The sequence below is a fragment of the Luteibacter aegosomatis genome (assembly GCF_023078455.1).
GTDB classification, from domain to species: domain Bacteria; phylum Pseudomonadota; class Gammaproteobacteria; order Xanthomonadales; family Rhodanobacteraceae; genus Luteibacter; species Luteibacter aegosomatis.
This window is the reverse complement of sequence record NZ_CP095740.1, coordinates 2086707-2111829: the sequence shown is the minus strand read 5'-3', so window position 1 is coordinate 2111829 and position 25123 is coordinate 2086707. Positions and strand designations below refer to the sequence as shown.

Genomic DNA, 25123 nt, shown 5'->3' with positions numbered 1-25123 from the left:
CCCAACCTTGGTGTTCAATGGTTACTTTTGCAAGATCGGCCACTACAAACGGCGCGTAACGCAAGTTTGTGCGCATAAGGCGTCCGTGACGTCGTCGAGGAGTTGGCGGTTCGGCAGAAGGCGTCCCAGTAGGTCTTCAGTCGCGGGGACATGGAGCAACGGGCGAAGCCATCTTGCCCGCTTAATGGATTGCGACCGCTGACGGGAACAACGCGCTCAAGATGTCACGCCCCCGGGGGACGTCAATCGCCAGGCTGACCTACGTCACAAATCTGACGACTGTAAGATTTCCCCTACAGACCGACCCAAGCCTAAGGGCGCACCCTTCCCGCGATGCCCGGCCCTTCAGCCTACGGCACACTCCAGGGAAGCTGTCCGATGAACCTCGTCCGATACGGCGTTGCGATGCTCTTCGCTTTGCTGCTCTCATTCGCTGCCCACGCCCTTCCTGGCGACGGCCCGGCGTCCTCAAGCAGTACGCGTCCCCCAGCAGTCGCGGTGCCGTCGACAACGCCGTACGCCGTCAAACGATTTAACGTTGCTGCCGTTGCCTCCGACGGATCGGGAATCTACTGGGATGCTCCTTATTACCACCATGGCTATGCCGACAACGGCCCTTTCGCTTCCATAGGCGAAGCCATGGACCACTGGTGGGCCGATTGGCAACGGGTCTGGCCTGGCTACGATTGTGGCTATGACCCCGAGTATTACGACCCTTACGAGACAGGCGGCCAGGTCGCCGGCATGCTGCTCCAGTCGCCTTGCGGCGGCGGCAACGGCATCTTCGCCACCGAGTACAGCTTCGACGCGGGCCAGAACAACGGCGAGGGAGCGGGTTGCGACGGCGGCGAAGGCAGCGACGGCGGCGGTGGCAACAGCAGCTCCGGTGGCGGCGATAGCCCGAGTTGCGAGTCGGGCAAGGGTGTGCCGGATACGGGAACGCCTTCGGCTGGCGACCCCATCAACACGGCCACTGGCAATAAGTACATACAGGAAGACGACTACACGGCCAGCGACTGGCTCCGGTTCCGACGGTTCTACAACAGCCATCCGTCCGCGCCCGACAGTTCGATGGGCGCCCATTGGAGTCATTCGTTCAACCGTGGTCTGACGGTCACCACCAGTACCGCGGGAGTCGTCGTAGCGACTGCTTCACGGCCGAGCGGCTTGGCGGAAGTTTTCCATAGAAACGCAACGACCGCCTGGACCACCACCCCGAATAATCCCGACATCCTCACCGAGTCGGTCGATGCCCAAGGGGCGACGGCCGGCTACTCGCTATGGGTCGCCGCCCTCCGCCATACCGAAACCTACAGCCCCGACGGTCATCTGCTGACCATCCAGGACCCGACCGGCCAGACGGCCACGCTCACCTACAGTGACACGCTGACCGATCCGTCCATCGCTCCGAAGCCTGGCCTGCTGCTCACCGTCACTGCTCCCGGAGGCCGCGCGCTGTCGTTTACCTACGATGCCAATGCGCATATCCACCAACTCACCCTTCCCGACGGCGGCACGTTCGTCTACGGATACGACACCACCGGCAACCTGACGTCGGTTCAGTATCCCGACGGCAAAACGCGCCAGTACGTCTACAACGAATCGACCCTCACGGGCGGCAACAACCTGCCGTCGGCCATGACCGGCCTCGTCGACGAGAACGGCGTGCGTTACGAGGACACGGCCTTCGACGGCACCGGCCGGGCCACCTCGACCCAATTCGCCGGCGGTACCGGGCGGGTGGCTGTCGCCTACAACGCCGATGGATCGTCCGACGTGACTTATCCCCTCGGCGGGGTCTCCCACCAAGGCTATGCCACGGTCCAGGGCCTGTTCCGGGTAGCCACCATCGACAAGCCCTGTGGCGAATGCGGCCAGCCGTATGCTTCCCGCACCTACGACGCCAACTCACGCCCGGCGAGCTACACCGACTTCAACGGCAACGTCCGGGCGATGACCTACGACGCCAACGGCCTGCCGACGCAGGAAATCGACGCCCAGGGTTCCGCCGACCAACGCACCATCGATACCACCTGGAACACGTCGTTGCGCGTGCCGCTGCTTCGCACGGTCAAGGACGCTTCGGGCAGCATCGTGCAGAAGGAAGGTTGGGCGTACAACAGCCGGGGCCAGACCACGGCCCAATGCCTCATCGACCCGGTCAAGGCCCCCTCCTACAGCTGTGCCGCCACCGGCACCGTGCCCGCTGGGGTTCGTCGCACCAACCTCGCCTATTGCGAGAGCGTGTCGACCACCTGCCCGCTCCTCGGTCTGCTGCTCAAGGTCGACGGACCGCGCACGGATGTGGGCGACACCCTGACTTACGCCTGGTACCAGCAACTCGACGAGTCGGGCTGCGCCACGTTGGGCGGCGCGTGCCACCGTCCGGGAGACCTGAAGACCGTCACGGACGGTGCGGGTCTGGTCACCACCTTCGTGAGCTACGACAAGGCCGGACGGCCGACGCGTATCAAGGCTCCCAACGGCGTGCTCACCGACTACACGTACACTCCCCGCGGCTGGCTGGCGACGACCACGGTCCGCGCACAGGCGTCCGGGGCGCCGTCGAGCAGCGACGCGGTGACCACCGTCACCTACAACCCGGACGGCACCGTTCACCAGGTGACCGATCCCGATAAGGTCACCACGACCTACACCTACGACGCCGCCCACCGCCTGACCGATGTGACGGATGGCCAGGGACGGCGTTACCACTACACCCTCGATGCCGCCGGCAACCGCACGAAGGAACAGGTCATCACGGCCGCCGGTACCGTGGTTCGCAGCACCTCGCAAAGCTTCAACACCCTGGGCCAGCTCACGGCCATCACCGACGGGCTGAATCGCACGGTGTTCTCGGCGACGTATGCCGACAGCTACGACGCCGACGGCAACCTCGTCCACAGCCAGGACGGCCTCGGCATCCAGCGCAAGCAGGTGTTCGATGGGCTCAACCGGCTGGTCAGCACGCTCCACAACTATCAGGGCACGGACACGGCCACGAAGGACGCCCAGTCGGTCACCTCCTTCGATGCACTCGACCGAGTCACGGGTTTCAGCGATCCGGACGGATTGAACACCACCTACGACATCGATTCCCTCGGCAACGTCACCGGCCTGCACAGCCCGGACACCGGCACGACGTCCCGCGCGTTCGATGCCGCCGGAAACCTGACCACGTCAACGGATGCCACCAACAACAGCAGCACGTCGACGTATGACGTGAACAACCGCATCCTCTCCACGAGTTACGCCGACACCACGCTCAACGTGCAGTACAAGTACGACGAAGCGGACTCGGTCACTGGATGCAGCGGCAGCTTCGGCAAGGGCCGCCTGACCCGCATCGTCGAAGGCAACGGCGGCATCGTGTTCTGTTACGACGCACGCGGCAACGTGGCCAGGAAGCAGCAGACCGTCGGCACCACGACCACGACGACCGCCTACACCTGGACGCGCGGTAATCGCCTCAACTCGGTGACCACGCCGAACGGCACGCTCATCGCCTACACCCGCGACAGCATCGGCAACATCACGGCCGTCACCGCCACGCCGCAGGGTGGCACGGCAACCACCGTCGTCAGCAACGTCGTCTACCGTTCGTTCGGCCCCGTGGCTTCGTACAAGCTCGGCGACGGCCAGACGGTGACCATTACGCACGACGTCTCCGGTGCGCTGACCGACATCGTGGGCACGGCACTTTCCCTCCATGTGAAACGGGACGTGCTCGGCAACATCACGGCCATCGGCAATGCCGCAGGGGTGCCGACGGCGAGCGAGACCTACAGCTACGACCCGCTCTACCGCTTGAGCAGCGTAAAGAACCCAGCCGGGACCGCCATCGAGGCCTATACCTATAACAAGACCGGCGACCGACTGAGCAAGACAGGGCCCGGCATCCTCACTGGCGCTTATAGCTATGCCACCGGCACGCATCATCTCATCGGCGTCGGCGCGACGACGCGCCAAGTGGACGCACGCGGGAACACCACGTCCAGCGTACTGGCCTCCGGGGCTTATACGTTCGGCTACAACCAGCGGAACCGCCTGACCTCGGTACAGAAGGACGGCGCTACCGTGGGTACCTATGTGCTCAACGCGCTGGGCCAACGCGTGCAGAAAACGGTGGGGAGTGCCGTTACGCGTTTTGACTACAACGAAACGAACCAGCTGCTGGCAGAGTCGATGGGAACAGCCTCACGTGACTATGTATGGCTGGACGACCTTCCGGTCGGGATCGTCGACCACGCCGGCACCACCACTTCGGTGGCTTTCATCCATGCCGATGGTCTCGATACCCCCCGCGCGGTAACGAGTGCGGCGGGCTCGACACTCTGGCAGTGGCCCTACGCCAGCAATCCGTTCGGCGAAATGCCACCAACGTCTGCGACGGGATACGTCCTCAACCTGCGCCTCCCCGGACAATACTTCGATGCGGAGAGCGGATTGAATTACAACGTTAACCGCGATTATGAACCGGCGACGGGCCGATATATTCAAAGCGACCCCATGGGCCTCTCTGCTGGCATTTCGACTTACCTGTACACAAGTGGGCGTCCGCTGAATAACAGAGACACGCTTGGGCTAGATGACTCCGCCAGCATGTACAACCCCGACTTCTGGAATCCTGGCTCGCCCTTGGCAGGTCGCTCATGCGACGACGGATACTGGGATCGTTACCGCGACCGGTACATTGACTGGACTGCCGATCACGTGATTGATGTGGGGCCCTACGCGGCCGCTATGGCTGGAGGGCTCTGGCCTAAATCCCTTGCTCCTGCGACAGGGGGACGGCCCGCACTTCTCGGATCAAAAAATCCGCTGACCAGCGTGCCGCGTGGTTTTGGCGTACCAGGTGCAAATGCTCCAGCCGTAAGGGCCGGTGCCGCATTAATCGGCGTTGCTACCGTAGGAATAGGCTTCTACAATGCGACAATCATTCTGGAAGGCTTCATCTACGCGATTCCTGAGAATTAGCCATGATATCGACTTGGTCCGTAGTTGCCGCTTCCGGTATTGCGCTAGTCGTCTTGATCGTCTATTTCACGCGACATTCGCGAAATAAGCTATTTGGCGCACGGGAAGATGCCGACCTTCGACGCCTATGGGAAATGTCGAATATGACCATACCGTTCTCTCTGTTCGAGGAGGTTTTTCGCACGATTGCGAAGGAACTCCGTATCCGTCCCGGACAACTTAGACCTTCGGATAAGCTCGATGAGATCTTTAAGGTGGACAGTTGGCAGTTAGGCGGAGCACAGGACGCGCTCGAAGACTTGATTCGCAAAAAGACCTCAAATCGTCCATCATCGGTAGACACCATTCAGGACTTAGTCTTTTGGCTGGCGGGCGAACAATCAAAGTAAGTAATTGCTTAAAACAACCGTAGGTTCCATGAAGGATTCGAAGTTCGCAGAACTGCGTGCCCATGTCGGTCAGCACTCCGATGGCACCCATGGAAAGCATCAGTCGACGGCGATCGAGAGTCACCGATCATCTCGCTCACCAGCTCGGTCAAGCCCTTGGCGCATTGCAGCCACTCGGTCGCACCGTTGAGCAGCTCGTCGGTGGTGGCTTCGGGCACGAGGGCATAGCTTCCGTTGCCGAGCATCCAGGGTTTTTAAGGGATGTTTTTCTCAATCACCCAACCGACGCACCAAGTCCATCGCGTCGGCGTCGTTCGTCTTCGAGTTCCCAACGAATTGAAACGCGTCTCCATCGAGGTCCTCGTAATCGATCTCGATGTGCATATCGGTCACCGTTATCAGGCGAAGCGCTTCTTTTATGCACTCGGGTCTGATCGCGCTTGTCATCGCCAGGAACGGGGTTTCCTGCCCCACCTTGAGCCACGTGCCTTCCTTAGGCCAACCCCTTGCAAAGCACATCGGATCGAGACCCGCCACCTTGGCAGCCTGAGACAGCGGGCTGCTCCCGAACCCCCTGAAATGCTGCCCGTTAACATCGACCCGGATATCTTTCAATAAGGCGGGCCCGAGTCCATCGTTGCTGATATATAACCCGAGCCTGGATGCGCCTTCAGCAAGCGGTGTGATGACTACGTTGGGATGTACGCCGAGCTTGCTGTAATGGCGCTCGGAAAAAGCCTGCAACAAAGTAGAGAATATCGCCACTACCGACAGTATGGTCGAGATGATCGCCATGCGCGCCGATGACTTTTCGGACAGTTCGATGGCCATGGCGTCAGATCCTCCCCAAGCCGTGGTTCTTTCCGCACCCAAGGCACTTCCGGTACGGACCAAAGCGACCTTCCCGCTCGCGCCCCAGAAGACAGCTGCAAACGTAGCAAAGGTCCCCTTCATCGCGCGTCCACCGCCAGTACCGAAACAACTGGAAGGCGCAGATAACGAAGGAGACGCCGGCGCCCGCAAGCGCGATGGCGTCACCCGCCCATGGGAAAAGCGCCCTTCCACCTAGTGCGACAGGCGCACCGCTGAGAGTCTCGGCCGCATAGGCGAGAATCATGCTCATGATGGACACGAAAGCTGCCGGGGCCAAAAGCCGCGCGAGCATCCTGGTCTGGTACGTCATTTCCCGCCCCCGATTATCTGGGCAAGAGCCTGAGCTGAGGTCGTCTCAAATCCTGCGACCTGGCCCGGGTGACCCGTCGAACATCGGGTGGGCCGACTACGTCACCCTGTGTCAGGGCCTATCGCCATAGAAGGCCCCGTCGCTGTCCAACTCGCCACGCTGCCTGAGCGGCCGTTCGGCATGTAGGCGCGTGGCAATATCGAAAATCATCGGTCCGTAGGCCAGGGTGTCCCGCCAACCCTTCGGGATGCCATTGACGCCATAGACGGCACCCGCGATCTGTCCTGCGATAGCCGCCGTCGTATCCGCGTCATCGCCAAGGTTTGCGGCCGCGAGTACAGCGTCCGGAAGATTGTCCGTGGTCATCACGCACCAAAGCGCGGCTTCCAGTGATTCGACCGAATAGCCGCTACCCCGGACGGCTGAGACGTCGAGATCCATGATGCGCCGTACCGCCAATGCCCGGAGCCTGGGCTCCCGGGCGACCGAGGAGGCGCCTTCGAGCAACTCAGCTGGGGCCATGCCTCGCAAGGCATTGACCAGCACCACCGCAAGCACGCGACAGGCATCCACCGCCTCTGGCGCCGCATGCGTCGTCAGGGAGGTGGCGGCGGCAACGTCCACCGCATCACCAACGTCGGGAAAACTCCACAGAACGGCGGGGGCAAGCCGCATGATGGAGCCATTGCCAGCCATCATGGGGTCCGATGTCTCGGCAACGAGATTGCCGTATTTTTCGTGAAAATGCAGCGCGGTGGACACCGTCGATCCGATATCGAAACATTCGCCGTTCGAACTCATGTAGCCGTGATCGCGCCAATTGATGTAGCGCCGCAACTGGTCGGCAGGGTCATGCCGCCGCTGGCAGAGAAAGCTCTGCGCGAGGCACAGCGCCATGGAGGTGTCGTCGGTCCACTCACCGGGTTTCAGATCGAAAACCCCGCCACCGACCATGTCGGTCACCGGCGCGAATGCCCCTCGCGGGGAGAACTCCACGGTGGTACCCACAGCGTCACCACAGGCAAGCCCGACAAGGCAGCCTTGGTAACGTTCAAGTAAGGAAGTCATTCGAGGCCCTCAGATCCTGGTCGTCCGTCAATGAAGATCCCATGCGAGTACCACGAAGTGGAATGAGCAAATGGCGAGCTTCTTTCTGTCGGGTGAAATTGTCGGAATTCGGGTTAGAAACGTCAGACCAACTTCCTGCCCAGGTCCTCCAAATCGTCCAAGAACCAGCACGACGATCCGTGATTTGATTCGTACACGAAGTCCTTCAGAGCCCTGCTTCGCGTGCATGCACTTGAAATGTCACCGAGGACTGCCAGGCGAAGTTGGTAATTGACGAATTTCTGAACGAGCAGCCCCGCAAATCCCGTTTGGAGATCGAAGAAATTCTGGCTTAGTCGCGCTGCCGGCAATGCAACCAGGTCGGCCCTTTCGTCAAAAGCGGTTCCGATGACGCCGTTGATATCAGCCTCTGTAGAAATGTGGGTGCCGTTCGGGTCGCAAGACAGTACGCGTGTATTGCCCAAGATTGTAATGACGTCGCTCATGGAATGCGTCCGACTTGCTTGTCCCGAAGAAAATTGAAGATGGTTTCTCGCTGATTGGGGAGGTAATGAAAAGCCTGCTCCAGATAGTGGAGCTGGGCATCCGGCATAATGCTCTCCACCCGGCGCCTAGTCTCGTTGGAATTGATGAGAGCATCTCGTCCCCCAATGACGATGAGCACTGGTATCTTCAGGCTGCGCAGGCCCGCATCCGAGACAAGCGGAATCCTCATTGACCTTGGGCGGACTTTCGAATGGATGCTGGAGAGAAGATCCATTAATGGTCGTGCCCTGTCTGCGATCGTTTTAGGGTACGGCCCCATGACCATAGCGCGAACCTTGGCTTTCCCCCAAGGTCCGAGCAGCAGAAGCGGCAAGGCCTTTAGGAAGAACGACTTCTGACTCCCGATTCCTGCCGGACAAAGCAACGCGAGACGATCGACACGATGCGGCTGGCGTACGGCGTAATCCAGGGCAAGCCATCCTCCGAAAGACGTGCCGACGAAGGCGACGCTTGTCAGATCCAGCCCGGCGAGCACGTCGTCGAGCCATGCCGCGTACCTACCGCCTTCCATGGGAAGCTCTTTAGCTGTACTTAGTCCCGGCTCCCCGATCACGTCGACGGCATAGACACGAAACGACTGCGACCAGAGTTCGGCGTCGAACATCCAGATTGCCGAATTGGTCAGCGCTCCATGCAAGAGGACGAGCGGAGGCGCATCCTTGGGACCACAGGCGACGACAAAAGTCGTGCCCTCTCGTGTATCGACCCACAGGTCATCGCAAGGAACGGGCCATTGGCCAAGAACGGTCCGATACTGATCAAGGAGCGTGGCGTCGAGCTTCGACGTATTCGATACGGCCGTCGTCACCTGACCGCCTCCAATTGCCTGTCGAGGCTTCTCAAGAGTTCGGAGGTATCGGATACGGAGCCGATCACGATCAGCTTCAAATGCTGCAACTCCGCGTCATAGACGGAGTTGAACTGAATGCGGTCGGGGCTGCGTTCGTGAGAAAGCAGCATCGCCTGAATGGTTACCGTCAGGCGATGCGACAGCTCGGGGGAGACATCCGGCACATCAACAACACAGGATACTCGCGCCGTGATCGGCTGCTGCGGAGCCTGCCCCGCGCCGGCGAACGTATCCAGGTGGGATCGTGGAATTCGATAGGATTTACCGATCCTCGCCCCTTTCAGCCGTCCTTCGCGGATAAGCCGAAGCACGGTTTTCGGGTGCAGCGTCAAACGTTCCGCCGCCTGAGCTACCGTGTAAAACTCTTCAGACATGGTTACTTATAATTCCCAAAATTATTCTTACTATGGCATTAAAGGGAATATTTGGGAACTTTGCAACCCCTTGCACGTCACCGATTTAGCTCGGGGGCCGCAGAGCCGGGTCTCGGGACTAACAGGCTGTTGAGAAACCTCCGTGCCTTGCAGCTGTCGGAACCACTTTCAATCACGGACCACCCGATCCGATGCGTACCTGGCCAGCCGTCTGATGGAGAACCGTCATGTTCTGGTGGTCGGCGTGGCGCAGACGGGTGACTACACGATCAGCCAGAAGGTGCGCAGCGCATCGAAACAGGGCTTTGGCTGGATCAAGACCATCGGTGGGCTGCGCAAGCTACCGATGGTCGGCCTCGCCGCGGTGCGCGGTTGGGTGAGCTGGACGTTTGCTACCTACAACCTGCCAAAGCGACACCGGTATCGAGAACTCACACTTTGTCCCACTGCATACGCATGAGCCTGCATGGCGCACTGCGTGCCCATGTCGGTCAGCACGCTGATGGCACCCATGGAGAGCATCAGTCGACGGCGATCGAGGATCTCCGAGTCACCGATCATCTCGCTCACCAGCTCGGTCAGGCCCTTGGCATATTGCAGCCACTCGGTGGCGTCGTTGAGCAGTTCGTCGGTGGTAGCCTCGGGCACGAGGCCGTAGCTTCCGTTGCCAAGCATCCAGGGTTCTTTGCGTTCGTCCATTAGGTACTCCTTGTGTTTGCCCATGGCCTTAGGTGCGACACGCCTTGAACGGGCGTGCCGCGGGTGGAGCCATCGCTCGAAGACGATGAGGCTCGACGGCCTGCCCGTGTCCGGGCGCCGGGCGTTTGGGTTGGGAAGTGGGGTGCGGCGTCAGCCGGATTCAGGCCGAGCGCTTACGCGCCGGGTCGTACGGCTGAGAAAAGTCGCAGTGAAGACGGCGGGCGCCGCGGTTCGTCAACCGCGTCTGGAAGGTGGCCAGACAGCCCGGTAACCGTCGAGGGTGCTGCCGCGGGGAAGCGGCGGGCGCGTGGATGCCTTAGTATTCGGCTTAGCCATGGTCAACTCTACGTGTTGATTGTGGTCAGCGGGGCAGTCGGTGTTCCTAGCACCTCTGCCCCGCGCTCACCGCTTCGAGCGATGGTCGTCTGCGGCACCACGTGACCAGCAGCGCAGACGACGTGAAGACCCTACCAAATCAACATTCAGTTGTCTGTAGGCGGGGTGGCTTCAGCGTGATTCATCCAGCTGGAAGATAGCAGTGCTTTGGCTGCTGCTCGGATGTCGAGCGCAGCGTCGCGCAAGTACTCCGCGCTTTTTTGCCGCTGCTCATTGAGAAACTTCTCTGAGAATAACGAAGCTCGGGCTTCGTCTGGAATGTCATCCAGATCGGAAACTGCGGCTCGTATCGAGAAAAACGCGGTGTCGTCGCCATGCACGACGCCGCGTCGGAGTTCGTCGATACGGCGAAGGACCGATAGATCGATGGGATTGTCTTCCAGAATCGAAGACAGCAGGCCTTTCAGTTCGAGCAACACGGCCTTGCTGTAAATTTCCGCTTTCACGAAATTTATCCCACGCCAAGCCCTATGGCGACTCCCACGAATCCTCCAATAATCACCAGCAAACCGCCCAGTGCGTGACGACCAATAAAAGATTTGCGCATCGCCAATAGCCGCATCTTAGCCTGACGGACGCCTTCACCGTCTTGCGGACAAACGAACTGCGCGGGCTTGAATAGGTAATAGAAGCGCAGCCGTGGCGAAGAAGCCATATCAAGCATCTCGCCATGCTCATGGGCGGTGCGCCGCGCATCCTCCAAAGCGCGCTGTCCACGTGCGAGATTCCACAGCGTATAGCCAATTCCGGGCGCGACGCCGAGAAAAAAACCCACTGCGCTGGCGCTCATCAGTTCAAGTCCTGCTGCATGCGATTCGAATCCTTCGACTGCTCAACGGGCGGAGGCGGAGGCGGTGGTGCCGTGGTAGCAGGGCCGACGGTAACCGTCGGTTGGATCGGCTTCGATCCCAACCACGTCACGCCTGCGGACTGGGTGACAGAGGTATGGATTTCAACGGGTGCAACAGCGATTTTTGTGCCAAGGGTTAACGTTCTAACTGCCGTGCAATCCGTGCAAAGGCTCTGCTCATAGCCCAACGAAGCGCCCAATACATTAATGCCCCCACCCGCCGAAGCATTGCTGCTGGCCGAGGCCATCTCTTCTGCGGAATCCGCGTCGGAATAGCTTATGGCAATTCCTCCACCTACCCCGACATCGGTGCTTGCCAGTCCTCCCGTCGACCCGTAGCCACCTAAACGCCACGTACTTGGATTCCAAGACGTTGCACTGAAGGTAAGCTGGCCTGAGACCGTACCGCCGGCCAAAGCGGATGCATTAAAAGTCCCACCTATCGCGACGGTTGCGCGTCCGTCCGGGTCGATGAATCGATAAGGGTTATCGTTGGCATAACCATACCGATTGGTGTGACTTGGCGCCCGAAGCATGGCTCGCAAAGGATCGACACTCAAAAACCGGCCTATGCCAGGGTCGTAATATCGTTGCTGCATATACACCAACCCGGTGTCGGTGTCGTTGACATGTCCTGTGTAGCCGGGCCCTTCGGCCAGTGTGCCGAGTACTTGACTACCGTAGGGCCGGTAATCGATGGTGCTTATGATATTGCCAGCCGAGTCCGCCGTTGCTAGAACGGTACCTTGGGGATCGGTGTAATAGTAAGTAACGGTCTCGGCCGCGAGTACGCGGCTTATACAAAGCAGTGAAGCTACAGCCAACCCTGCCCTACGCGCGACACAGGTCATCATGACCCGATCCCCATGGTATGTAACGTCAGTCGCGACGGGTGTCCGCCGCCCCCTTCAAATCGCGATCGCCGACCCAGCCCACCTCCAGATATCTTAAGAGGGAGTATGAGGCCGCCACAAGAGCGCAGATCGCCAGGCCTCGGGCTTCAATGAGCATGTGTTTCCGCAGCTACTCCGTTGCCATGGAACTCAGGGCAGCCTCAAGACTTCCCCGGTCCGGAATACACACACAAAACATGCTAGGCGGCCACTTGCGCAGGAGTTCGTCCAGTAACTTCCATCAGCCAAAAATCACGTTCGGCAACTCAATTTATCGCGCCGATCCGATGGAAGTAATCCGTACCAACGAGTTGAGGGTGATACCGCATGCCACGCTTCAGTTCATTTGGATGCGTGAACGTGGCGCTCCCGGGCTTCCCCGCCAACGGAAGGTCAGGTGCTCACCCCCGTCATCGACTACGATGCGGCCGGCCTTGACGCTTTCGCGATGCGCCGTCTCGAGCCCCTGCGGGGCACACACAACAAGCCCCCGTCAATCAGGACACGCCACGACAGTCGAGCGATCGAAGCTCGCCCTCTGATACGCCGTAAGCTGGTCGCCCCCGGAGAGGATGAACACACCGCGCTCACTGAAGACGATGCCGGTCCGGTGGCCATGGCCGCCGACTGACGCAATGACGAACACGTCCCCGTTCCCAAGGGACGAAAGTTCGACAGTTCGCAGGCTGCTTGCTTGCAGATGATGCATGGGCGACTCCATGAGGCATTCCCCACCTGCGCCGCCCCGCGTAGCTGTCAAGGCATGCACAGCACAGAGGAAAAGCGTGCACCACGAAAGCCGGAAGCCTGCAGGCATCGTGCCGACATCCTCGCCACCCAGGACTGCACGACCGAGGTTTCGCGGCACCGGCCCCGGCGCCGCCCCTCCGACGCCCACGGGGGGGCTTATCCACGCGGCCGAGACAACGGGGGCATCCTCCCGCTCAGGCGCCGTACCGCCGCCACCCGTCGTTCAGCGGGAGCGCGAAGGCAAACTTCCAGCGGTTGCCGACATCCTCGACGAGGACCCTTTCGATACCGTCGGTCATGGTGTGCTTGCGCAGAACGGAATAGAGGCCAATGTATTCCTGACCTGCGAAGCCATCGTGCTGGCGCTCGAGAATGGGAAGGATGGCAATCTTGTCTTCCCCTTTTCGACCGTCGAAGTAGCCCAGCTCCCACGGCATCCACTTCGACATCACGGCGCTTGACGTTGCCATATAGACTAGGGAACTGCACTGCCCCATTCGCTCACGCAAAAGGCGTGCGGTCTCGGGCGAGACACGGCTGCGGTCGAGCTGCGGATCGATGACCCAATCAACGTAGACCTTCAATCCCTGATCTTCGAGCAGGGCCATCGTGCCGAGCACGAGGTCGGCATCCTTGCTTGAATGGGAGAGAAAAACGTCGAATCCCGTGGCCGATTTGGCCGATGCGGATTCGTTTAAGACTTCCATGCTCGGGCGTTGTCCGAAGCGACGTTGGCGCGCAGCGCGCGCCTCGGCCGTCGTGAAGTATGACGTCATCGGGGTCCTATGGTGCGGTGTTGACAACGCCCCGCAAAGGGGATGGTGCCGCGGAGGAGACAATCAGTGTTGCAAGTTTTGAAGGCGTGTCTGCTCAGGCCTTGAGGCCGCGCTGGCGACGAGCCTTTGCAATCCAGTCCTGGATGTTGGCTTCGATGTCGTTGTAGGCGTCCGACGCCTTTGGGTCGAAAACGTGGGGGACCACCACCGTGCCGTCTGCAAGCTTGAACGTGAAGGCGGAGAACGGGTTGTTGCCGACGTTGGTCGTCTTGCCATCGATGTTCTTGAGGTTGTGAATATAGATGCCGAGGACTGCTTTCCCCGTCTCCCACGCCCGTTTGATTTCGTACTTGACCCAGGGCCGGCTGGCAGTCTCCGCCCCGATGAGGACAACGACGGCATCCTTGCCCTTCATATTGGCGTCAATCCATTTCTCCACGCCTGACGGGGTTGCCTTGATCGTTTCCCACTCATTGGCCTTGACCGGCTCGTCGCCGGTAATGACGCCCATGTTACGGATTTGCTGTACCCGGAACACGTCCGGCTGGAAATGGAAGCTGTAAAAAACGTCGTACGTGCTCACTTGAGTAGGCTCTCCATATGGCCCGTGATGATGCGGATGAGGTCATTGCCATTGCGGCCCGCTTTTTTTAGCTCGCCGACGACGTTGCGCACTTCGGCGGGCTGCGTGTGGTCGGAGACGAGCTCGCCTGCCAGTGTTTCGGCCATGAACCCTGTCGACGCGAGGGGCAGCGTGACCAATCCGAGGGCCCTTGCGATATCAAACTCGGTGCGCACGCCATTGGCTTCAACCAGCTTGTCGTCCTCGACCTTGTTGCCGAAGACGAAGAGTGCAACGCCAGCGAGCGCAATCATGCGCTCACGGTACGCCTGCCAGAGCTTTTTACGGTCCACACCGCCACTGTCTTCCTGCGGAAACGGGCGCATGACGAGCTGATCTTCGCTGAATTTCTCGGGCTTGTCGTAGATGGCCTGGAGCGCGCCATTGATGACAGCGCTGCCCACGCCCCAACCGAAGCCCGTGACGACCCGGAATCCCTTCCTGACCAGGGCCGACGAGAGGTTGTGAAGGAAGTCAGAGGCTTCTTTGCGCGACCAGTCGCCATACTCTTCAGCAGAGCCCGAGATGAACACCGTGCGCATGCGGTACTGTCGGTCGACTTCCTGGAAGATGACTGGGATTTCATCGAATGAATCGATTTCCAGCGCCTTGATGCCGTATCGCTTGAGGTCGCCTGTCCGCATGGCCTCACGGCGGACCGCATAGTCGAACGCGGCGTCATCAGCAAAATCAGCACGGTCAGGCCTCTTGACGAAGCAGTAGTGTTGACGTTTGGTTTCGTGCGGCAGGCGGGAGAGGACGTAGTCGAGGTTCGGGTCGGTGAAACTGAAGCCGATGAAGATGAAGGTCTTCGTGGTCAGGTCACCACTGAGCGCGGTGATGAAGCCGTCGTGCGTCTTGTAATAGCGCTCGTACTGTGCCTTGTAGAGGATGGCATCGGACGGGCGGTCGACATCGCCGTGCATCTTGTAGACGACCGCCGAACGACGAGGCTTGGTGTCCCGAAGCTGAGACGGCGCGTCCTTGACGTCCGGCACGCGGTAGGCTTTCGTGAGCGACTGCTCGACGAGCTTGTCGTAGTTGGTCGTCCACCAAGTGGTAATGGGCAGGCGGGCGAGGATTTCGTGCGTCGGCGTTTCCTCGGCGAGCTCGGAGAACTGCTCGAGGATTTCCTTGGCGAGCGCGTCGTGTCCCATGTTCTTGTTGACATGGAACTGCGCCATGGCGATGAGGTCGTTTTCGAGCCTCAGGTCAAGACCAAGTTCTTTTGCGATGTTGCGGAGCAGCCCCTTCCAGTCGACGTAGCCCGCGCTACGAGACATGCCCGCCCCTGCAAAGACCGCAGCGGTGCCATCGGCCAGCTGGCGGACGTAGTCCCGGATGAACAACTCAACATCAGTGCTGAACGCATCCATGCTTTCGTACCCTGTTTTCCGCCGACGATGCCAGCGCCCCGGGGGGAGATTATGCAAGGTGCCCGGTTGCCGGAAAGGGGCAAATCCGGCAACAGCAGGAAAATCACGCGAAAGCCTTACGGGCGTCCTGGTGGTCACGCCGCGAGACACCGGATGCAATGGATAAAGGGTAGCCTTCCTTCAGCGCGGGGTCGTCCACGCAGGCCGTGCAAACGGCAGAAAGTCGGTCACCGGGGCCGTCACTGTCGGCGCCCACTTCACCGCCTTGCTGCATCGAAAAGTCGAGGAGGCAGCACAGGCCAAAATTGCCGCAGGCGCAGGCGACGAGGCCGGAGCATGACGGATGAGCCGCCTTCCTCAGCCCCAACCCGGCCACTATCCTTCCGGCCCCAGGAACAAGCAAGGACCAGGCCATGACGGACCCCTCCACCGCGCGCGCCGGACGGCGCAGACGCCCACTCCACCGCGCCCTTCGCAGCCACGATGAGATGGTCGACATCCTCGGGAAGGCATTCAAGACACTGCCTATCATCGGCGGCAGCCTCATTGGCGCGTCCGCGATTGCCACTGTCGTCGGCGCCTATCAGAAGCAGGGTTTCCTCGAGGCCATCGGGTCAATGTGGGCGATGGACTATGTGCCGTACACGACCATGCTGCGGACGGGGGCGCTTGGCATCAGCATGACCCTGAGCGCCCTGGCCCTGTGCCTAACCGTGACCCTCCAGATGCCCCATCGGCGCGTTGTCCGCAGCAGCGTCTTCTGGCCCCTTCTCGCCACAGTGCTCACCGCACTCATCGTCCGCAGCCTCAGCCCCGGATGGGCCGCTGACATGACACGCGTCCTCGACGTTGTGCTACTCGCCGGCGTCTCCCTGCTCATCGCGATGGTGGCAACCTTGCTCATTGCCACCCGCCCGCGTGATCTGCGGAGTCGGCGCATCGTGGTTCCCCTTGCCATCAGCCTCGTGCTCTGCGTCATCACGCTCTTTCCGTGGCAGCAAGGCACGCTCGATGCGCAGCGGCTGCTGCGGGGCGAGCCGGGCGGCCTCCATCCTCTTGTCTGCATCCCGGGCGATCCGCTCGCCTGGCACATGGTCCGGCCATTGGGCACGTCCGTGCTCCTTGCCCGCATCGGGGACGGCAAGATCATCGCCTCGCGCATGGTCGCAGCCGACGTCATCGAGGTGCTCGGACCCCTCGTGAAAGACGCCCGGTGCCCGGCATTGCCGCCATCCCACTGACCGTCGGGTTGCGGCCTTGCCGAGGGTCACCAGTAGATGGCGCATGGGTGTTGGCTATTGAACCCTTCTCGATCCAGTCTGGGATAACGGCACGACCGTTTCCGATTTGACCCGTCGACCTCCGACTACTTCCTCGGCGGCGATGGTGCGGGTGAAGGCACCGACGATCGATCAGGAACCGGCACGATACGCGCGGGCGGGGTATATCGCTCCACCGGTCGATCAGATTCAAAAGCATGAGGCATGTCGCTCATCGAAACGCTCCGAAAGGCACGTGCGTGATCATTTCTTGGAGGGCACTGGTGCCGGCGCTGGCGCCGGACTGGGCTGCGGGACCGGCACAATCCGCGCGGGCGGCATGCCACGGTTGTCCGAAGGATTGTGAGACATCCACGTATCGCGATTCATTGAGCCAGGGATTTGAGACGGGTTCACGAGGTCACCTATTGGAAGGGCTGGGAGCCGGTGCCGGAGCGGGCGCGGGTGATGGCTGAGGAACCGGTGTAATGCGTGCCGGTGGGATGTTGCGGGGACGTTCCGGAAGTTGCGCGATCAAGGCCGGTGGCATGCCATCTTCGGCGTAGCCCGGAATCCCCTTGGATCCATTGTTCGACGTCATATCCATTTCTCCGTTAGAGATTGACCCACACGAACCACATCATCATCCCGGCCCCCGCCGCGAACAGCAGTCCCGCCGCGAGGTTGAGCACCAACAAGGCAAACGCCCACCAGTTCGACGCTGAAAGTGCCTCTTTCTTGTCGTCCAAGTAGTAGATCGTGGCCTTTTCCGCTTCCCGCCGTTGGGCTTTCACCGACACCTGGAACGACACGATCGTAAACACCAGGGAGGCCACCCAAAAGATCCATGCGAACTTCAAATGCGCCATGTCTTTTGCGTGGGTGGTGTCCTTCAGGACGGTCGACATGAAGGTGATCGACAGGGCCAGGGCCCCCGTCGTATACGTCATGATGGCCTTGTCGTAGTTGTCGCTGCTCGCCGCCTCCCGCGCGTTGGCCTCCTTGGCATAGTCCGCGTGGAGTTCAAGGCGCAGCTTCAACCGGTCTGCCTCATCCATTTCATCCGCCATGCCCGTCTCCCGCTCGTCCAAATCAGAAGGGGCGACCATCGGTCGCCCAGTGCTTGGGTCGGTAGGCTAGTGCCTTTCCGTCGCAAAGGCTGAGATCAGCGTGGACGAGACCGGGGAATATCGAGGCCTAAGCGAGGTGCCGGGACCGGCAATGCCATTTTGCCCTTCGGCTCGCCGACCAGTAGCAGCAGTTCCACCATGACCCGATGTTCGTCCGGCAACACCGCCAGCGGCGCCGTCGCGGCACTCGGCTTCAGGCCATAAACTTACCCACGGCGCGCTCCAGCCGCCAGCGGTGCCGGGCATCTTCCTCGCCCAGTTGCCGCTCTTCCACCCGCAGGGCCGCAAGTTGCCCGGCGGTCGCCTTGCGTGACCGCTTCAGGTCGTCCACCTGGCGCTGCTGCCTCTCCGATCGTGCTGCAGGTCCCGCAGACGATGGGGCACGCCCTGGTCAGCCTGGTCGAATGTGCGCTTAGCGAAGACCTCCCACGCATAGGCCTTCTTATACGCCTCGATCTTCGTCTCCGTAGCACCCCGGCGACGGCGGGCCTCATAGAATTGGGCCGGCAGTGGCGCGCCGGACCACCGCAGTGACCCGGCAACCGTCTGCCAAGAGCTGTGACGCCTCGTCGGGACGGAGCGGCCTTCCCTTCCGGTGAAGCCAGCTTGATGCAGCACCGCCCAGAGCGATTGCCATGCCCGGCAAAGGGGTTCCCGGTGACCGCCCCCCGGCGCCCGGGGCTGGTAAAGGGCCCACGAGCGGGCTGACCCCGTCCGACTAGTATTAGTTAATCAATGGATTCGCCTTTTCTGAACGGATCCGTTGCGCCTGGAGAGCCAGCGGAAAGCGACGAGTCGTCGACCACGGAAGGTTGTCACCTTCGACGGCGATGCCCTGCTGACGGCGTTCCGCAATGCCGCCTTCGTGCCCCCCATCAACAGAGGCAACGAAAACCCGCCCTGCGCGACCGCATCACCATCACGCCCTACGGCCAATGGCTCCAAGTCGGGTGGCCGACTGGCAAGCGCTGGCGCCGTCCAGCGTAGGTGCTCTTCCCGGCCAGCGTCCCCGAGCGCGAAGCCCGGGCTTGGCGGCGCGACGGCCCCGCATGCCGTTGTGACGGCCGCCGCTCCGGCCTAACCTATGCCGCGCAGGGCCTGCACAACGCGGTGGGCTCCCATCGCATAACCCATGGACCGGCTATGAGCTTCAACGTCAAAGACATCTACGACAAACCGCTGAACTTCTTGATTGGATCCGGCGCCTCCTTCGGGTTGTTGCCCACCCTGGCCCTGAAAGTCACCCGGGCCGATGGCACGGCACATACGATAGAGACGCTGGCCACCGAGTATCAAAATCAAGACGACCGCCCCCGCCGTACCGCCTTGTTCATGCACTACTACGAGCAGTGCATCCGGCCCGCTCAAACGATGTCATTCGGCGCCATTCGCAAAAACCCGGACACGGCGAGTGTTCAAGAAAACTACGATCAATTTGTTCGCGCACTATTGACCCTGCTCCAGCGCCGCAGGGGCGTCGATAAGCGTTGCAACATCTTCACTACCAACTACGACGGATGCCTGCCAGAGGCCGCGAACCACGCCATGCTCGGGGGTGGGTTGGACTTCGTGGTCAACGACGGAGGCCGAGGGTTCTTTCGACGGGTCATTGAAGCCCGCAACTTTCAGACCTTCCTGACCCGCACGGGCATCTTTGAACGGCACCAGCAAACCCTGCCACAGCTGAACCTCATCAACCTGCATGGCTCGGTGTACTGGGCCCGTCAAGGCGACCAAGTGCTGGTCGCTTACGATCGACTCGATGAGGCAGAGGGCCCCTTGCTGGACGCGGACGTGCGCAAAGCCGTCGCTCCCTTTTGGGCCGGCTTGGCGGCGGGCGGACCTGCGGCGAGCCTGGACGAGCCGCCCCTTACCATTGCGCAGATGGATTCCTTCTGGGACGACTACAACACGCTGCCCATCGTGAACCCCACCAAGTGGAAGTTCTACGAGACGGTCTTTGAGGAACACTACTACCAGATGCTGCGGATGCTCAGCTTCGAGCTAGAGCGAGAAAATGCCGTGCTCATCACCTTCGGCTTCTCATTTGCAGACGAACACATCCTCAACCTCGTCAAGCGATCGCTGTCCAATCCGCTACTAATGGTGTTTGTGACATGCTTCAACGCGACCGAGCACGCGCGCCTCAAAGACCTTTTCTCGGCCTATCCGAACGTCGACTGCATCATGGTTGATGACGGCGTGCTCGATTTTGCCGCGTTCAACACGATGCTCTCCCCCGTGACGCCGGTTGCCGCAGACGGACCTGTGGTCGGAGCGGGCCCGTGATGCGCGTGGGTGAGGTGGTGGCGGTGGCGGGCACCAAGATCTCTCTGCGCATCGACGACGAGTCCAGCAAGGAAGTCTTGTTTCACCGCGGACAGCGCCTAAAAGGCATATCCATCAGGGAGTACTTGGCCATTTCTCGCGGCTTTCGCGACATCATATGTGTGGTCGAAGGCGAGCACTTGGATGAACGACGCAGCGAAACCGACGGCGTGCGCACAGGCTTTGTGCGTCGTGTGGATGCGCGCCCCATTGGCTATTTTGAAGACGGTCGTTTCCACAACGGCATCAAGTTTCTGCCGATGATCCTGGACGAAGCGCACCTACTGTCCGACGACCGCATCGCGCAAATATTCGACCGAGCGGGCCACGCCCCGGGCCTTCGGATCGGCGTGCTGCAAAAAGAGGGCCTGCCCGTTGCCCTACCCTATACGCGCATGTTCAACAGCCACATCGGCATTTTTGGCAACACTGGTAGCGGCAAATCCAATACGCTCGCCAAGCTCTACACGTCGTTGTTCGAGCGCAACCCACCTGGGCTGGCCGATCGCAGCCGATTCCTGGTGGTCGATTTCAATGGCGAGTACACCCAGCAGCAACTCGTCCAAGCCCCGCGAAAGCGGGTACTTGATGTCTCCACCGGCCATCAGGCGGGTGATCGCATCACGATTGCACCGGACGAATTTTGGGATGTCGAAACGCTCTCGTTGCTGTTTCAGGCGACACAACACACGCAACGTCCGTTTCTCAACCGCGTCATAGAGGGCCGCAAACGCTTCGGCCAGAAGCCCGACTCCTTGACCCACTATTTTCAAAAGGTGCTCAAGCGCACGTTCACTTCGGCCCGACCTCGGGCCGAATTGCTGGACCGCGCCCGATTTCTGGCAAACCAGCTGAACCTCACCGCGCTCGTGACCGCCTTGGAGCACATTCAGTGGTACAACACGGCCACCGGCGCGTTCAAGGACACGCACACCGACACTTGGTTCAATTCGGACGGCGCCGGCTATGCCGGGTCATTGGAGCCCGTCGTGGAGGCTACAGCGATGCCGAATGTCGATGCGTTCGACGAACTGTCGATCCGGTGCCAGCTTGGCCTCATGAACGACATCGGCACCGGCCAGGTCCAGCTCGATCACATCTTGCCGCTGATGAAGCGTATGGAAGGCGCGATCACAATGCTGCGAAAGGCGGTCGAGGTCGGATTAGAAGCACCTGTTCAGCAACCGATGGTGACGGTAGTATCACTCAAACGCTGCAACACCGATGCCAAGAAGATCCTCCCGATCTTGGTCGCCAAGCACGCGTACCAGCAACACCGCGCCTCGGTTGCGTCGCCGCCGGACCGGACGTTGCACCTCATCATCGATGAAGCGCACAACATTCTCTCCGAAATGTCGACTCGCGAAGCCGAGGCATGGAAGGACTATCGTCTGGAACTGTTCGAAGAGATCATCAAGGAAGGCCGTAAGTTTGGCGTATTCTTGACCATCGCCAGCCAGCGACCGGCAGACATCTCACCCACGATCGTGTCCCAAGTGCACAATTTCCTGATCCATCGATTGGTGAATGATCGAGACCTGTTTCTCATCGACAACACGCTTTCTACGCTCGACCCTATCTCGCGCGCCTTGATTCCGAACCTCATCCAAGGGTGCTGCGTGGTCACAGGTACCGCCTTCGACTTGCCGATGGTCGTACAAATCGACATCTTGACCGCGGCGCAGCGCCCCGACAGCGGCGACATCGATCTGGAAGCGCTGTGGGAACTGTAGGGCCTCGATGATATCGGCGCGGTAGCGCCGTCGCCGCATTAGCGCCGTGGATGGTCGCGCGCCCCGGTCGATCTGCGTCAGTTTCGACGCGATCGCCCTCCGCCGGGGCAGCATCCAACAGAGCCGCAGCGGCGCAAAAGGCTTCTCGCTTAGTGGACAGGCAACATGCTCGCGTTCATCAATGCCCTCGCCACCGCAACATGCGGAGACCATGAGGCTTTTGATTGGCCCATCCTTCCGCATCGCGAGGAGGGCCATCTGGCTCTCCTCGATGGGGTCAGCAGTGCCGCCGCATAAGACTCTCCACAGTCTGCGCCACACTTTTTGCACTGTCACGAGCGGAAAAAGGTCGCCATCCATCGTATCGCTCGTATCGTCGGCCACGCCCCGAGCGGTGACGTGACGCTGGAGCACTACATCAACGAGGCGGAAGTCCCCGAATGCCTCAAGGACATCAAGTGCGTCACCTATCCGAAACTCGACCTGCCCCGGTATCAGTCCGACCAGTTCCGTGGATACCTGATGCACGTCACCGCACCCGGTTACGAGCCCGCAAACGGCCGTCCAAACGAAATCCTGAGGTGGTCGATGCGGCTGATGCAGAGGTGATGTCGATGCTGCTCTGACGAGGTCGCACCGGTGCAGATGGAGTGTCAGGCTGCCGCCTTGCACTCTCTCTCTGTCGCCATGGCAATGGCGTCGGCGAGCAATCCGCGCTGGTATTCCTCCTTTCTGGAGAACCAGCGCATCATGACGCTGATGAAGACCAGAAGCCCGATTGCCAGCCATACGACAGACACAAGGTCGCCGTTTTTCCCGACGCCAAAGGCATGCAGGTCGGAGAGCTGCTTGACCGACGTGACGACCAAGGCAACCGTTGGCAGGGTCAGTCCGCTCCAACCAATGAAGCTGACGTGGATACCCATACCTGAAAGGTGCCGATGCTCAAAGTAGCGACTGACACTGTGGAGCACAGGCAGCGGGTAGACAGCGATGGCCTCGACCTGCTGCTCGTGGAGCAGGTAGCCGGTTCGAAGGTGATGGGCCTCGTTCTCGGTGAGCCCTTCCCTGCGCCACCACAACAGGAAAAGAGCAACGGCAAGCGCCAAGAAAGAGAGTGTCAGAGCGGCCATGGAAAGAATTTCCTCAGCCCAATAGAGGACCGGACCATCAGCCGGCTTCTGGGGCTGCCCAGTCCAAATCTCGAGTGAGGTGGCGACAATCGCAGAAAGAATCGCTGGCGGCAGGCACCAGCGGAATAGAGGCACAATTTTCTTGCCTGCACCCACTGGGTTGAGCCTTGAGCGGTAGCGTTTAGCACCAGCCAAAAGGTTGATGACCTCCTTGGCTTTTTCCTCGGCCTTATCTCTATTCGGTTTCAGATTTCCCTGCGCCATGCGCGCCCCCCAAAAAAACCTGAATTTTATTCCGGGACCGTTTTCCTGCGCGAGTGCGCTTTCCAAACGACGCGCCCGTCATGCTTGGCTTTGCGGATGCGTTTCATGATTTCTATTGCAAGTCCTCGAACCGGACGTCGAACGCGTAGTAGAGCTCCATGACCTGCAACATCTCGACACCCCGCCGGCTCTTCTCGATGCCGGACTTAGGCCCGGGGACGTGCGAGGGCCTCGGCCACCTCTCCCTGGGTCAAGCCTCTCGCCACCCTCAACTTACGAAGGTAATTCGTGATGACGGCACGCTGCGGGCTGTGGACAGGGGTTCTTTTCATGAGGCCGCGACCGGGAGGACGGCAGTGAACCTACACCAAATAAACAGTTACGTTTTGCACCGCGTTACCACCTTGGACGTCCTCGGGGCCGCCAATGCGGGCATGGACATCGGTTTCCATGCTCACATGTACTTCCCGACCCGGTGCCTCGCCGACATCACGGAAGGTGGGCAAGAGGGGACCATGGTTTCGGCGACAAGCTCCGGCACCTGAGCGTCAAAGGACCAGCCGCCTGGTTCGTCGGCGACCTCAGCGAACGCTGGGCGCCCCTCGCTAACAAGTTTGCTCGGACCGACGGCCTGTATAAGCGAAAAGCCAATGGACAAAAGGCCGAAGGAAAATCCCACGGCCTTTGCTTTTGCTCTTTTGGAAGCGGCCCGTACATTGGAGCTGATAAGGCTTTTGCCTTAGCTTTTCAGGCTGTGAGCAGCATCGAAACAATGTTAATACGCGCTTTGGTTTTTCGATGTAACTCGAAACTTCCGTTGACAGCCCCAAAAAATCACTTATAACGAAATTGCTATACAGGATTATCCACATGAATTTTATCGACCGCCACCCCCTCCTCGGCATTCTTATTGGCATTGCAGCAGCAATTGGCATTATGACTGGTCTGCTGACTGTCGTCTTGCCCAAGTTTCACTAGGAAGTAGAGGACCATCGCGACGAACCATAAAAAGAACGGCCAGCCAAATGAGGCTTCGGCTGGCGTATGGGGGAATACATGGATGTATTGGTAGATGAAGGTGATAACGGCGAAAACCAGGATTGCGCTCCCAAGGTCGTCAACCACCATTAGCAACCCTTCCCATCCAAGCCCGCCTTTCTTCAGTGCGTTGATTCTCCAGAAGGCAACGCCAAAAACGAGAAGTGCGACGCCTCCTCCCAGCCCTATGTTGACCAAGAAAGACTTGTCCGCAAGCGCTGTGAACTCGCCCGTGTAGTTAACATTGAATACCTTGAGCCCCCCGCCTCTCAATTTGTCTATAGAGTAGACAATATCGACTGCGGTCCAAATGAAAAGCGCGATAGTGGTCCTCATCATCCATAGCCAAAAGACGTGAGCGATTTTCTTACCGAAAGTCATAACATTCCTCGGTTTTAATTCCTAAGCTATTCGAGCCAAGCCAAGCTCGATATCGTTGCTCGGATGACACCCTGGCGGTCTGCAGCCCCTGAGCAGCTGATTTTCGCA

23 protein-coding genes are annotated in these 25123 nt (G+C 60.2%); 6 read left to right on the top strand and 17 right to left on the bottom strand.

The window, feature by feature from the left end; translation table 11 throughout:
- Window positions 1-378: 378 nt before the first annotated feature.
- Both L2Y94_RS09695 and L2Y94_RS09690 read left to right on the top strand, forming a co-directional pair.
- Window positions 379-4977 (top strand): RHS repeat-associated core domain-containing protein, encoded by a 4599-nt coding sequence (locus L2Y94_RS09695; protein ID WP_247374716.1) that lies wholly within the window; start codon window positions 379-381, stop codon window positions 4975-4977.
- A 143-nt stretch (window positions 4978-5120) separates the two neighbouring features.
- Window positions 5121-5366, top strand: a complete 246-nt coding sequence (locus L2Y94_RS09690) for a hypothetical protein (RefSeq protein ID WP_247374715.1) — start codon at window positions 5121-5123, stop codon at window positions 5364-5366.
- A 270-nt stretch (window positions 5367-5636) separates the two neighbouring features.
- On the opposite strand, the gene L2Y94_RS09685 is transcribed toward L2Y94_RS09690, so the two are convergent.
- The 13 genes from L2Y94_RS09685 to L2Y94_RS09625 all read right to left on the bottom strand — a co-directional run bounded on the left by L2Y94_RS09685 (window position 5637) and on the right by L2Y94_RS09625 (window position 15749).
- Complete coding sequence (locus L2Y94_RS09685) at window positions 5637-6197, bottom strand: hypothetical protein (RefSeq protein ID WP_247374713.1); 561 nt, start codon at window positions 6195-6197, stop codon at window positions 5637-5639.
- 463 nt (window positions 6198-6660) lie between these two features.
- A complete protein-coding gene (locus tag L2Y94_RS09680; RefSeq protein WP_247374711.1) occupies window positions 6661-7617 on the bottom strand; it encodes an ADP-ribosylglycohydrolase family protein in 957 nt (318 codons plus the stop codon).
- Between the two features lie 122 nt (window positions 7618-7739).
- Window positions 7740-8102, bottom strand: a complete 363-nt coding sequence (locus L2Y94_RS09675; RefSeq protein WP_247374710.1) for a DUF4180 domain-containing protein — start codon at window positions 8100-8102, stop codon at window positions 7740-7742.
- Window positions 8099-8971: an alpha/beta fold hydrolase gene (locus L2Y94_RS09670; protein WP_247374708.1), complete on the bottom strand. Its 873-nt coding sequence runs from the start codon at window positions 8969-8971 to the stop codon at window positions 8099-8101. The genes L2Y94_RS09675 and L2Y94_RS09670 overlap by 4 nt, the downstream gene beginning before the upstream one ends.
- Window positions 8968-9387 carry a helix-turn-helix domain-containing protein gene (locus tag L2Y94_RS09665; RefSeq protein WP_247374707.1) on the bottom strand — a complete coding sequence of 140 codons (420 nt, stop codon included), beginning with the start codon at window positions 9385-9387 and terminating at the stop codon, window positions 8968-8970. The genes L2Y94_RS09670 and L2Y94_RS09665 overlap by 4 nt, the downstream gene beginning before the upstream one ends.
- Window positions 9388-9783: 396 nt before the next feature.
- On the bottom strand, window positions 9784-10086 hold the full coding sequence (locus L2Y94_RS09660; protein ID WP_247374705.1) for a hypothetical protein: 303 nt from the start codon (window positions 10084-10086) through the stop codon (window positions 9784-9786).
- Window positions 10087-10568: 482 nt separating this feature from the next.
- The gene (locus tag L2Y94_RS09655) at window positions 10569-10928 is read right to left on the bottom strand and encodes a hypothetical protein (RefSeq protein WP_247374703.1); all 360 of its coding nucleotides are present in this window, start codon (window positions 10926-10928) and stop codon (window positions 10569-10571) included.
- A gap of 5 nt (window positions 10929-10933) precedes the next feature.
- Complete coding sequence (locus tag L2Y94_RS09650; protein ID WP_247374701.1) at window positions 10934-11272, bottom strand: hypothetical protein; 339 nt, start codon at window positions 11270-11272, stop codon at window positions 10934-10936.
- Entirely contained in the window at window positions 11272-12186 is a 915-nt protein-coding gene (locus L2Y94_RS09645; RefSeq protein WP_247374700.1) for an RHS repeat-associated core domain-containing protein, read from the bottom strand. The genes L2Y94_RS09650 and L2Y94_RS09645 overlap by 1 nt, the downstream gene beginning before the upstream one ends.
- Before the next feature lie 532 nt (window positions 12187-12718).
- Window positions 12719-12934, bottom strand: a complete 216-nt coding sequence (locus L2Y94_RS09640) for a hypothetical protein (RefSeq protein ID WP_247374697.1) — start codon at window positions 12932-12934, stop codon at window positions 12719-12721.
- 235 nt (window positions 12935-13169) lie between these two features.
- The gene (locus tag L2Y94_RS09635; RefSeq protein ID WP_247374696.1) at window positions 13170-13751 is read right to left on the bottom strand and encodes a TIR domain-containing protein; all 582 of its coding nucleotides are present in this window, start codon (window positions 13749-13751) and stop codon (window positions 13170-13172) included.
- 94 nt (window positions 13752-13845) lie between these two features.
- Window positions 13846-14334, bottom strand: coding sequence for a TIR domain-containing protein (locus L2Y94_RS09630; RefSeq protein WP_247374694.1), 489 nt, complete (start codon window positions 14332-14334; stop codon window positions 13846-13848).
- Window positions 14331-15749: an SIR2 family protein gene (locus L2Y94_RS09625; protein WP_247374693.1), complete on the bottom strand. Its 1419-nt coding sequence runs from the start codon at window positions 15747-15749 to the stop codon at window positions 14331-14333. Before L2Y94_RS09625 ends, L2Y94_RS09630 begins: the two co-directional genes overlap by 4 nt.
- A 413-nt stretch (window positions 15750-16162) precedes the next feature.
- Between L2Y94_RS09625 and L2Y94_RS09620 the strand changes: the two genes are divergently transcribed.
- Window positions 16163-16990 carry a hypothetical protein gene (locus tag L2Y94_RS09620; RefSeq protein ID WP_247374692.1) on the top strand — a complete coding sequence of 276 codons (828 nt, stop codon included), beginning with the start codon at window positions 16163-16165 and terminating at the stop codon, window positions 16988-16990.
- Between the two features lie 632 nt (window positions 16991-17622).
- On the opposite strand, the gene L2Y94_RS09615 is transcribed toward L2Y94_RS09620, so the two are convergent.
- On the bottom strand, window positions 17623-18078 hold the full coding sequence (locus L2Y94_RS09615) for a hypothetical protein (RefSeq protein ID WP_247374690.1): 456 nt from the start codon (window positions 18076-18078) through the stop codon (window positions 17623-17625).
- 253 nt (window positions 18079-18331) lie between these two features.
- On the bottom strand, window positions 18332-18469 hold the full coding sequence (locus L2Y94_RS09610; protein ID WP_247374688.1) for a hypothetical protein: 138 nt from the start codon (window positions 18467-18469) through the stop codon (window positions 18332-18334).
- 812 nt (window positions 18470-19281) lie between these two features.
- On the opposite strand from L2Y94_RS09610, the gene L2Y94_RS09605 reads away from it, so the two are divergent.
- The 3 genes from L2Y94_RS09605 (at window position 19282) to L2Y94_RS09595 (ending at window position 22808) form a co-directional block, all read left to right on the top strand.
- Complete coding sequence (locus L2Y94_RS09605; protein WP_247374687.1) at window positions 19282-20427, top strand: SIR2 family protein; 1146 nt, start codon at window positions 19282-19284, stop codon at window positions 20425-20427.
- Window positions 20427-22199 (top strand): ATP-binding protein, encoded by a 1773-nt coding sequence (locus L2Y94_RS09600; protein ID WP_247375200.1) that lies wholly within the window; start codon window positions 20427-20429, stop codon window positions 22197-22199. Before L2Y94_RS09605 ends, L2Y94_RS09600 begins: the two co-directional genes overlap by 1 nt.
- Before the next feature lie 399 nt (window positions 22200-22598).
- The gene (locus L2Y94_RS09595) at window positions 22599-22808 is read left to right on the top strand and encodes a hypothetical protein (protein WP_247374685.1); all 210 of its coding nucleotides are present in this window, start codon (window positions 22599-22601) and stop codon (window positions 22806-22808) included.
- A 44-nt stretch (window positions 22809-22852) separates the two neighbouring features.
- Here the strand turns inward: L2Y94_RS09595 and L2Y94_RS09590 are convergent, their stop codons facing one another.
- Both L2Y94_RS09590 and L2Y94_RS09585 read right to left on the bottom strand, forming a co-directional pair.
- Window positions 22853-23662, bottom strand: coding sequence for a hypothetical protein (locus L2Y94_RS09590; RefSeq protein WP_247374683.1), 810 nt, complete (start codon window positions 23660-23662; stop codon window positions 22853-22855).
- 786 nt (window positions 23663-24448) lie between these two features.
- A complete protein-coding gene (locus L2Y94_RS09585) occupies window positions 24449-25015 on the bottom strand; it encodes a hypothetical protein (RefSeq protein WP_247374681.1) in 567 nt (188 codons plus the stop codon).
- Window positions 25016-25123: the final 108 nt, after the last annotated feature.

What these genes read in the sequence shown, in the direction of transcription:
- L2Y94_RS09685 (WP_247374713.1), bottom strand. Translation starts at nt 6,197, where the DNA reads ATGGCCATCGAACTGTCCGAAAAGTCATCGGCGCGCATGGCGATCATC.
- L2Y94_RS09650 (WP_247374701.1), bottom strand. Translation starts at nt 11,272, where the DNA reads ATGAGCGCCAGCGCAGTGGGTTTTTTTCTCGGCGTCGCGCCCGGAATT.
- L2Y94_RS09690 (WP_247374715.1), top strand. Translation starts at nt 5,121, where the DNA reads ATGACCATACCGTTCTCTCTGTTCGAGGAGGTTTTTCGCACGATTGCG.
- L2Y94_RS09680 (WP_247374711.1), bottom strand. Translation starts at nt 7,617, where the DNA reads ATGACTTCCTTACTTGAACGTTACCAAGGCTGCCTTGTCGGGCTTGCC.
- L2Y94_RS09660 (WP_247374705.1), bottom strand. Translation starts at nt 10,086, where the DNA reads ATGGACGAACGCAAAGAACCCTGGATGCTTGGCAACGGAAGCTACGGC.
- L2Y94_RS09625 (WP_247374693.1), bottom strand. Translation starts at nt 15,749, where the DNA reads ATGGATGCGTTCAGCACTGATGTTGAGTTGTTCATCCGGGACTACGTC.
- L2Y94_RS09615 (WP_247374690.1), bottom strand. Translation starts at nt 18,078, where the DNA reads ATGGCGGATGAAATGGATGAGGCAGACCGGTTGAAGCTGCGCCTTGAA.
- L2Y94_RS09635 (WP_247374696.1), bottom strand. Translation starts at nt 13,751, where the DNA reads ATGACGTCATACTTCACGACGGCCGAGGCGCGCGCTGCGCGCCAACGT.
- L2Y94_RS09695 (WP_247374716.1), top strand. Translation starts at nt 379, where the DNA reads ATGAACCTCGTCCGATACGGCGTTGCGATGCTCTTCGCTTTGCTGCTC.
- L2Y94_RS09620 (WP_247374692.1), top strand. Translation starts at nt 16,163, where the DNA reads ATGACGGACCCCTCCACCGCGCGCGCCGGACGGCGCAGACGCCCACTC.
- L2Y94_RS09675 (WP_247374710.1), bottom strand. Translation starts at nt 8,102, where the DNA reads ATGAGCGACGTCATTACAATCTTGGGCAATACACGCGTACTGTCTTGC.
- L2Y94_RS09640 (WP_247374697.1), bottom strand. Translation starts at nt 12,934, where the DNA reads ATGCATCATCTGCAAGCAAGCAGCCTGCGAACTGTCGAACTTTCGTCC.
- L2Y94_RS09600 (WP_247375200.1), top strand. Translation starts at nt 20,427, where the DNA reads ATGCGCGTGGGTGAGGTGGTGGCGGTGGCGGGCACCAAGATCTCTCTG.
- L2Y94_RS09665 (WP_247374707.1), bottom strand. Translation starts at nt 9,387, where the DNA reads ATGTCTGAAGAGTTTTACACGGTAGCTCAGGCGGCGGAACGTTTGACG.
- L2Y94_RS09585 (WP_247374681.1), bottom strand. Translation starts at nt 25,015, where the DNA reads ATGACTTTCGGTAAGAAAATCGCTCACGTCTTTTGGCTATGGATGATG.
- L2Y94_RS09605 (WP_247374687.1), top strand. Translation starts at nt 19,282, where the DNA reads ATGAGCTTCAACGTCAAAGACATCTACGACAAACCGCTGAACTTCTTG.
- L2Y94_RS09645 (WP_247374700.1), bottom strand. Translation starts at nt 12,186, where the DNA reads ATGATGACCTGTGTCGCGCGTAGGGCAGGGTTGGCTGTAGCTTCACTG.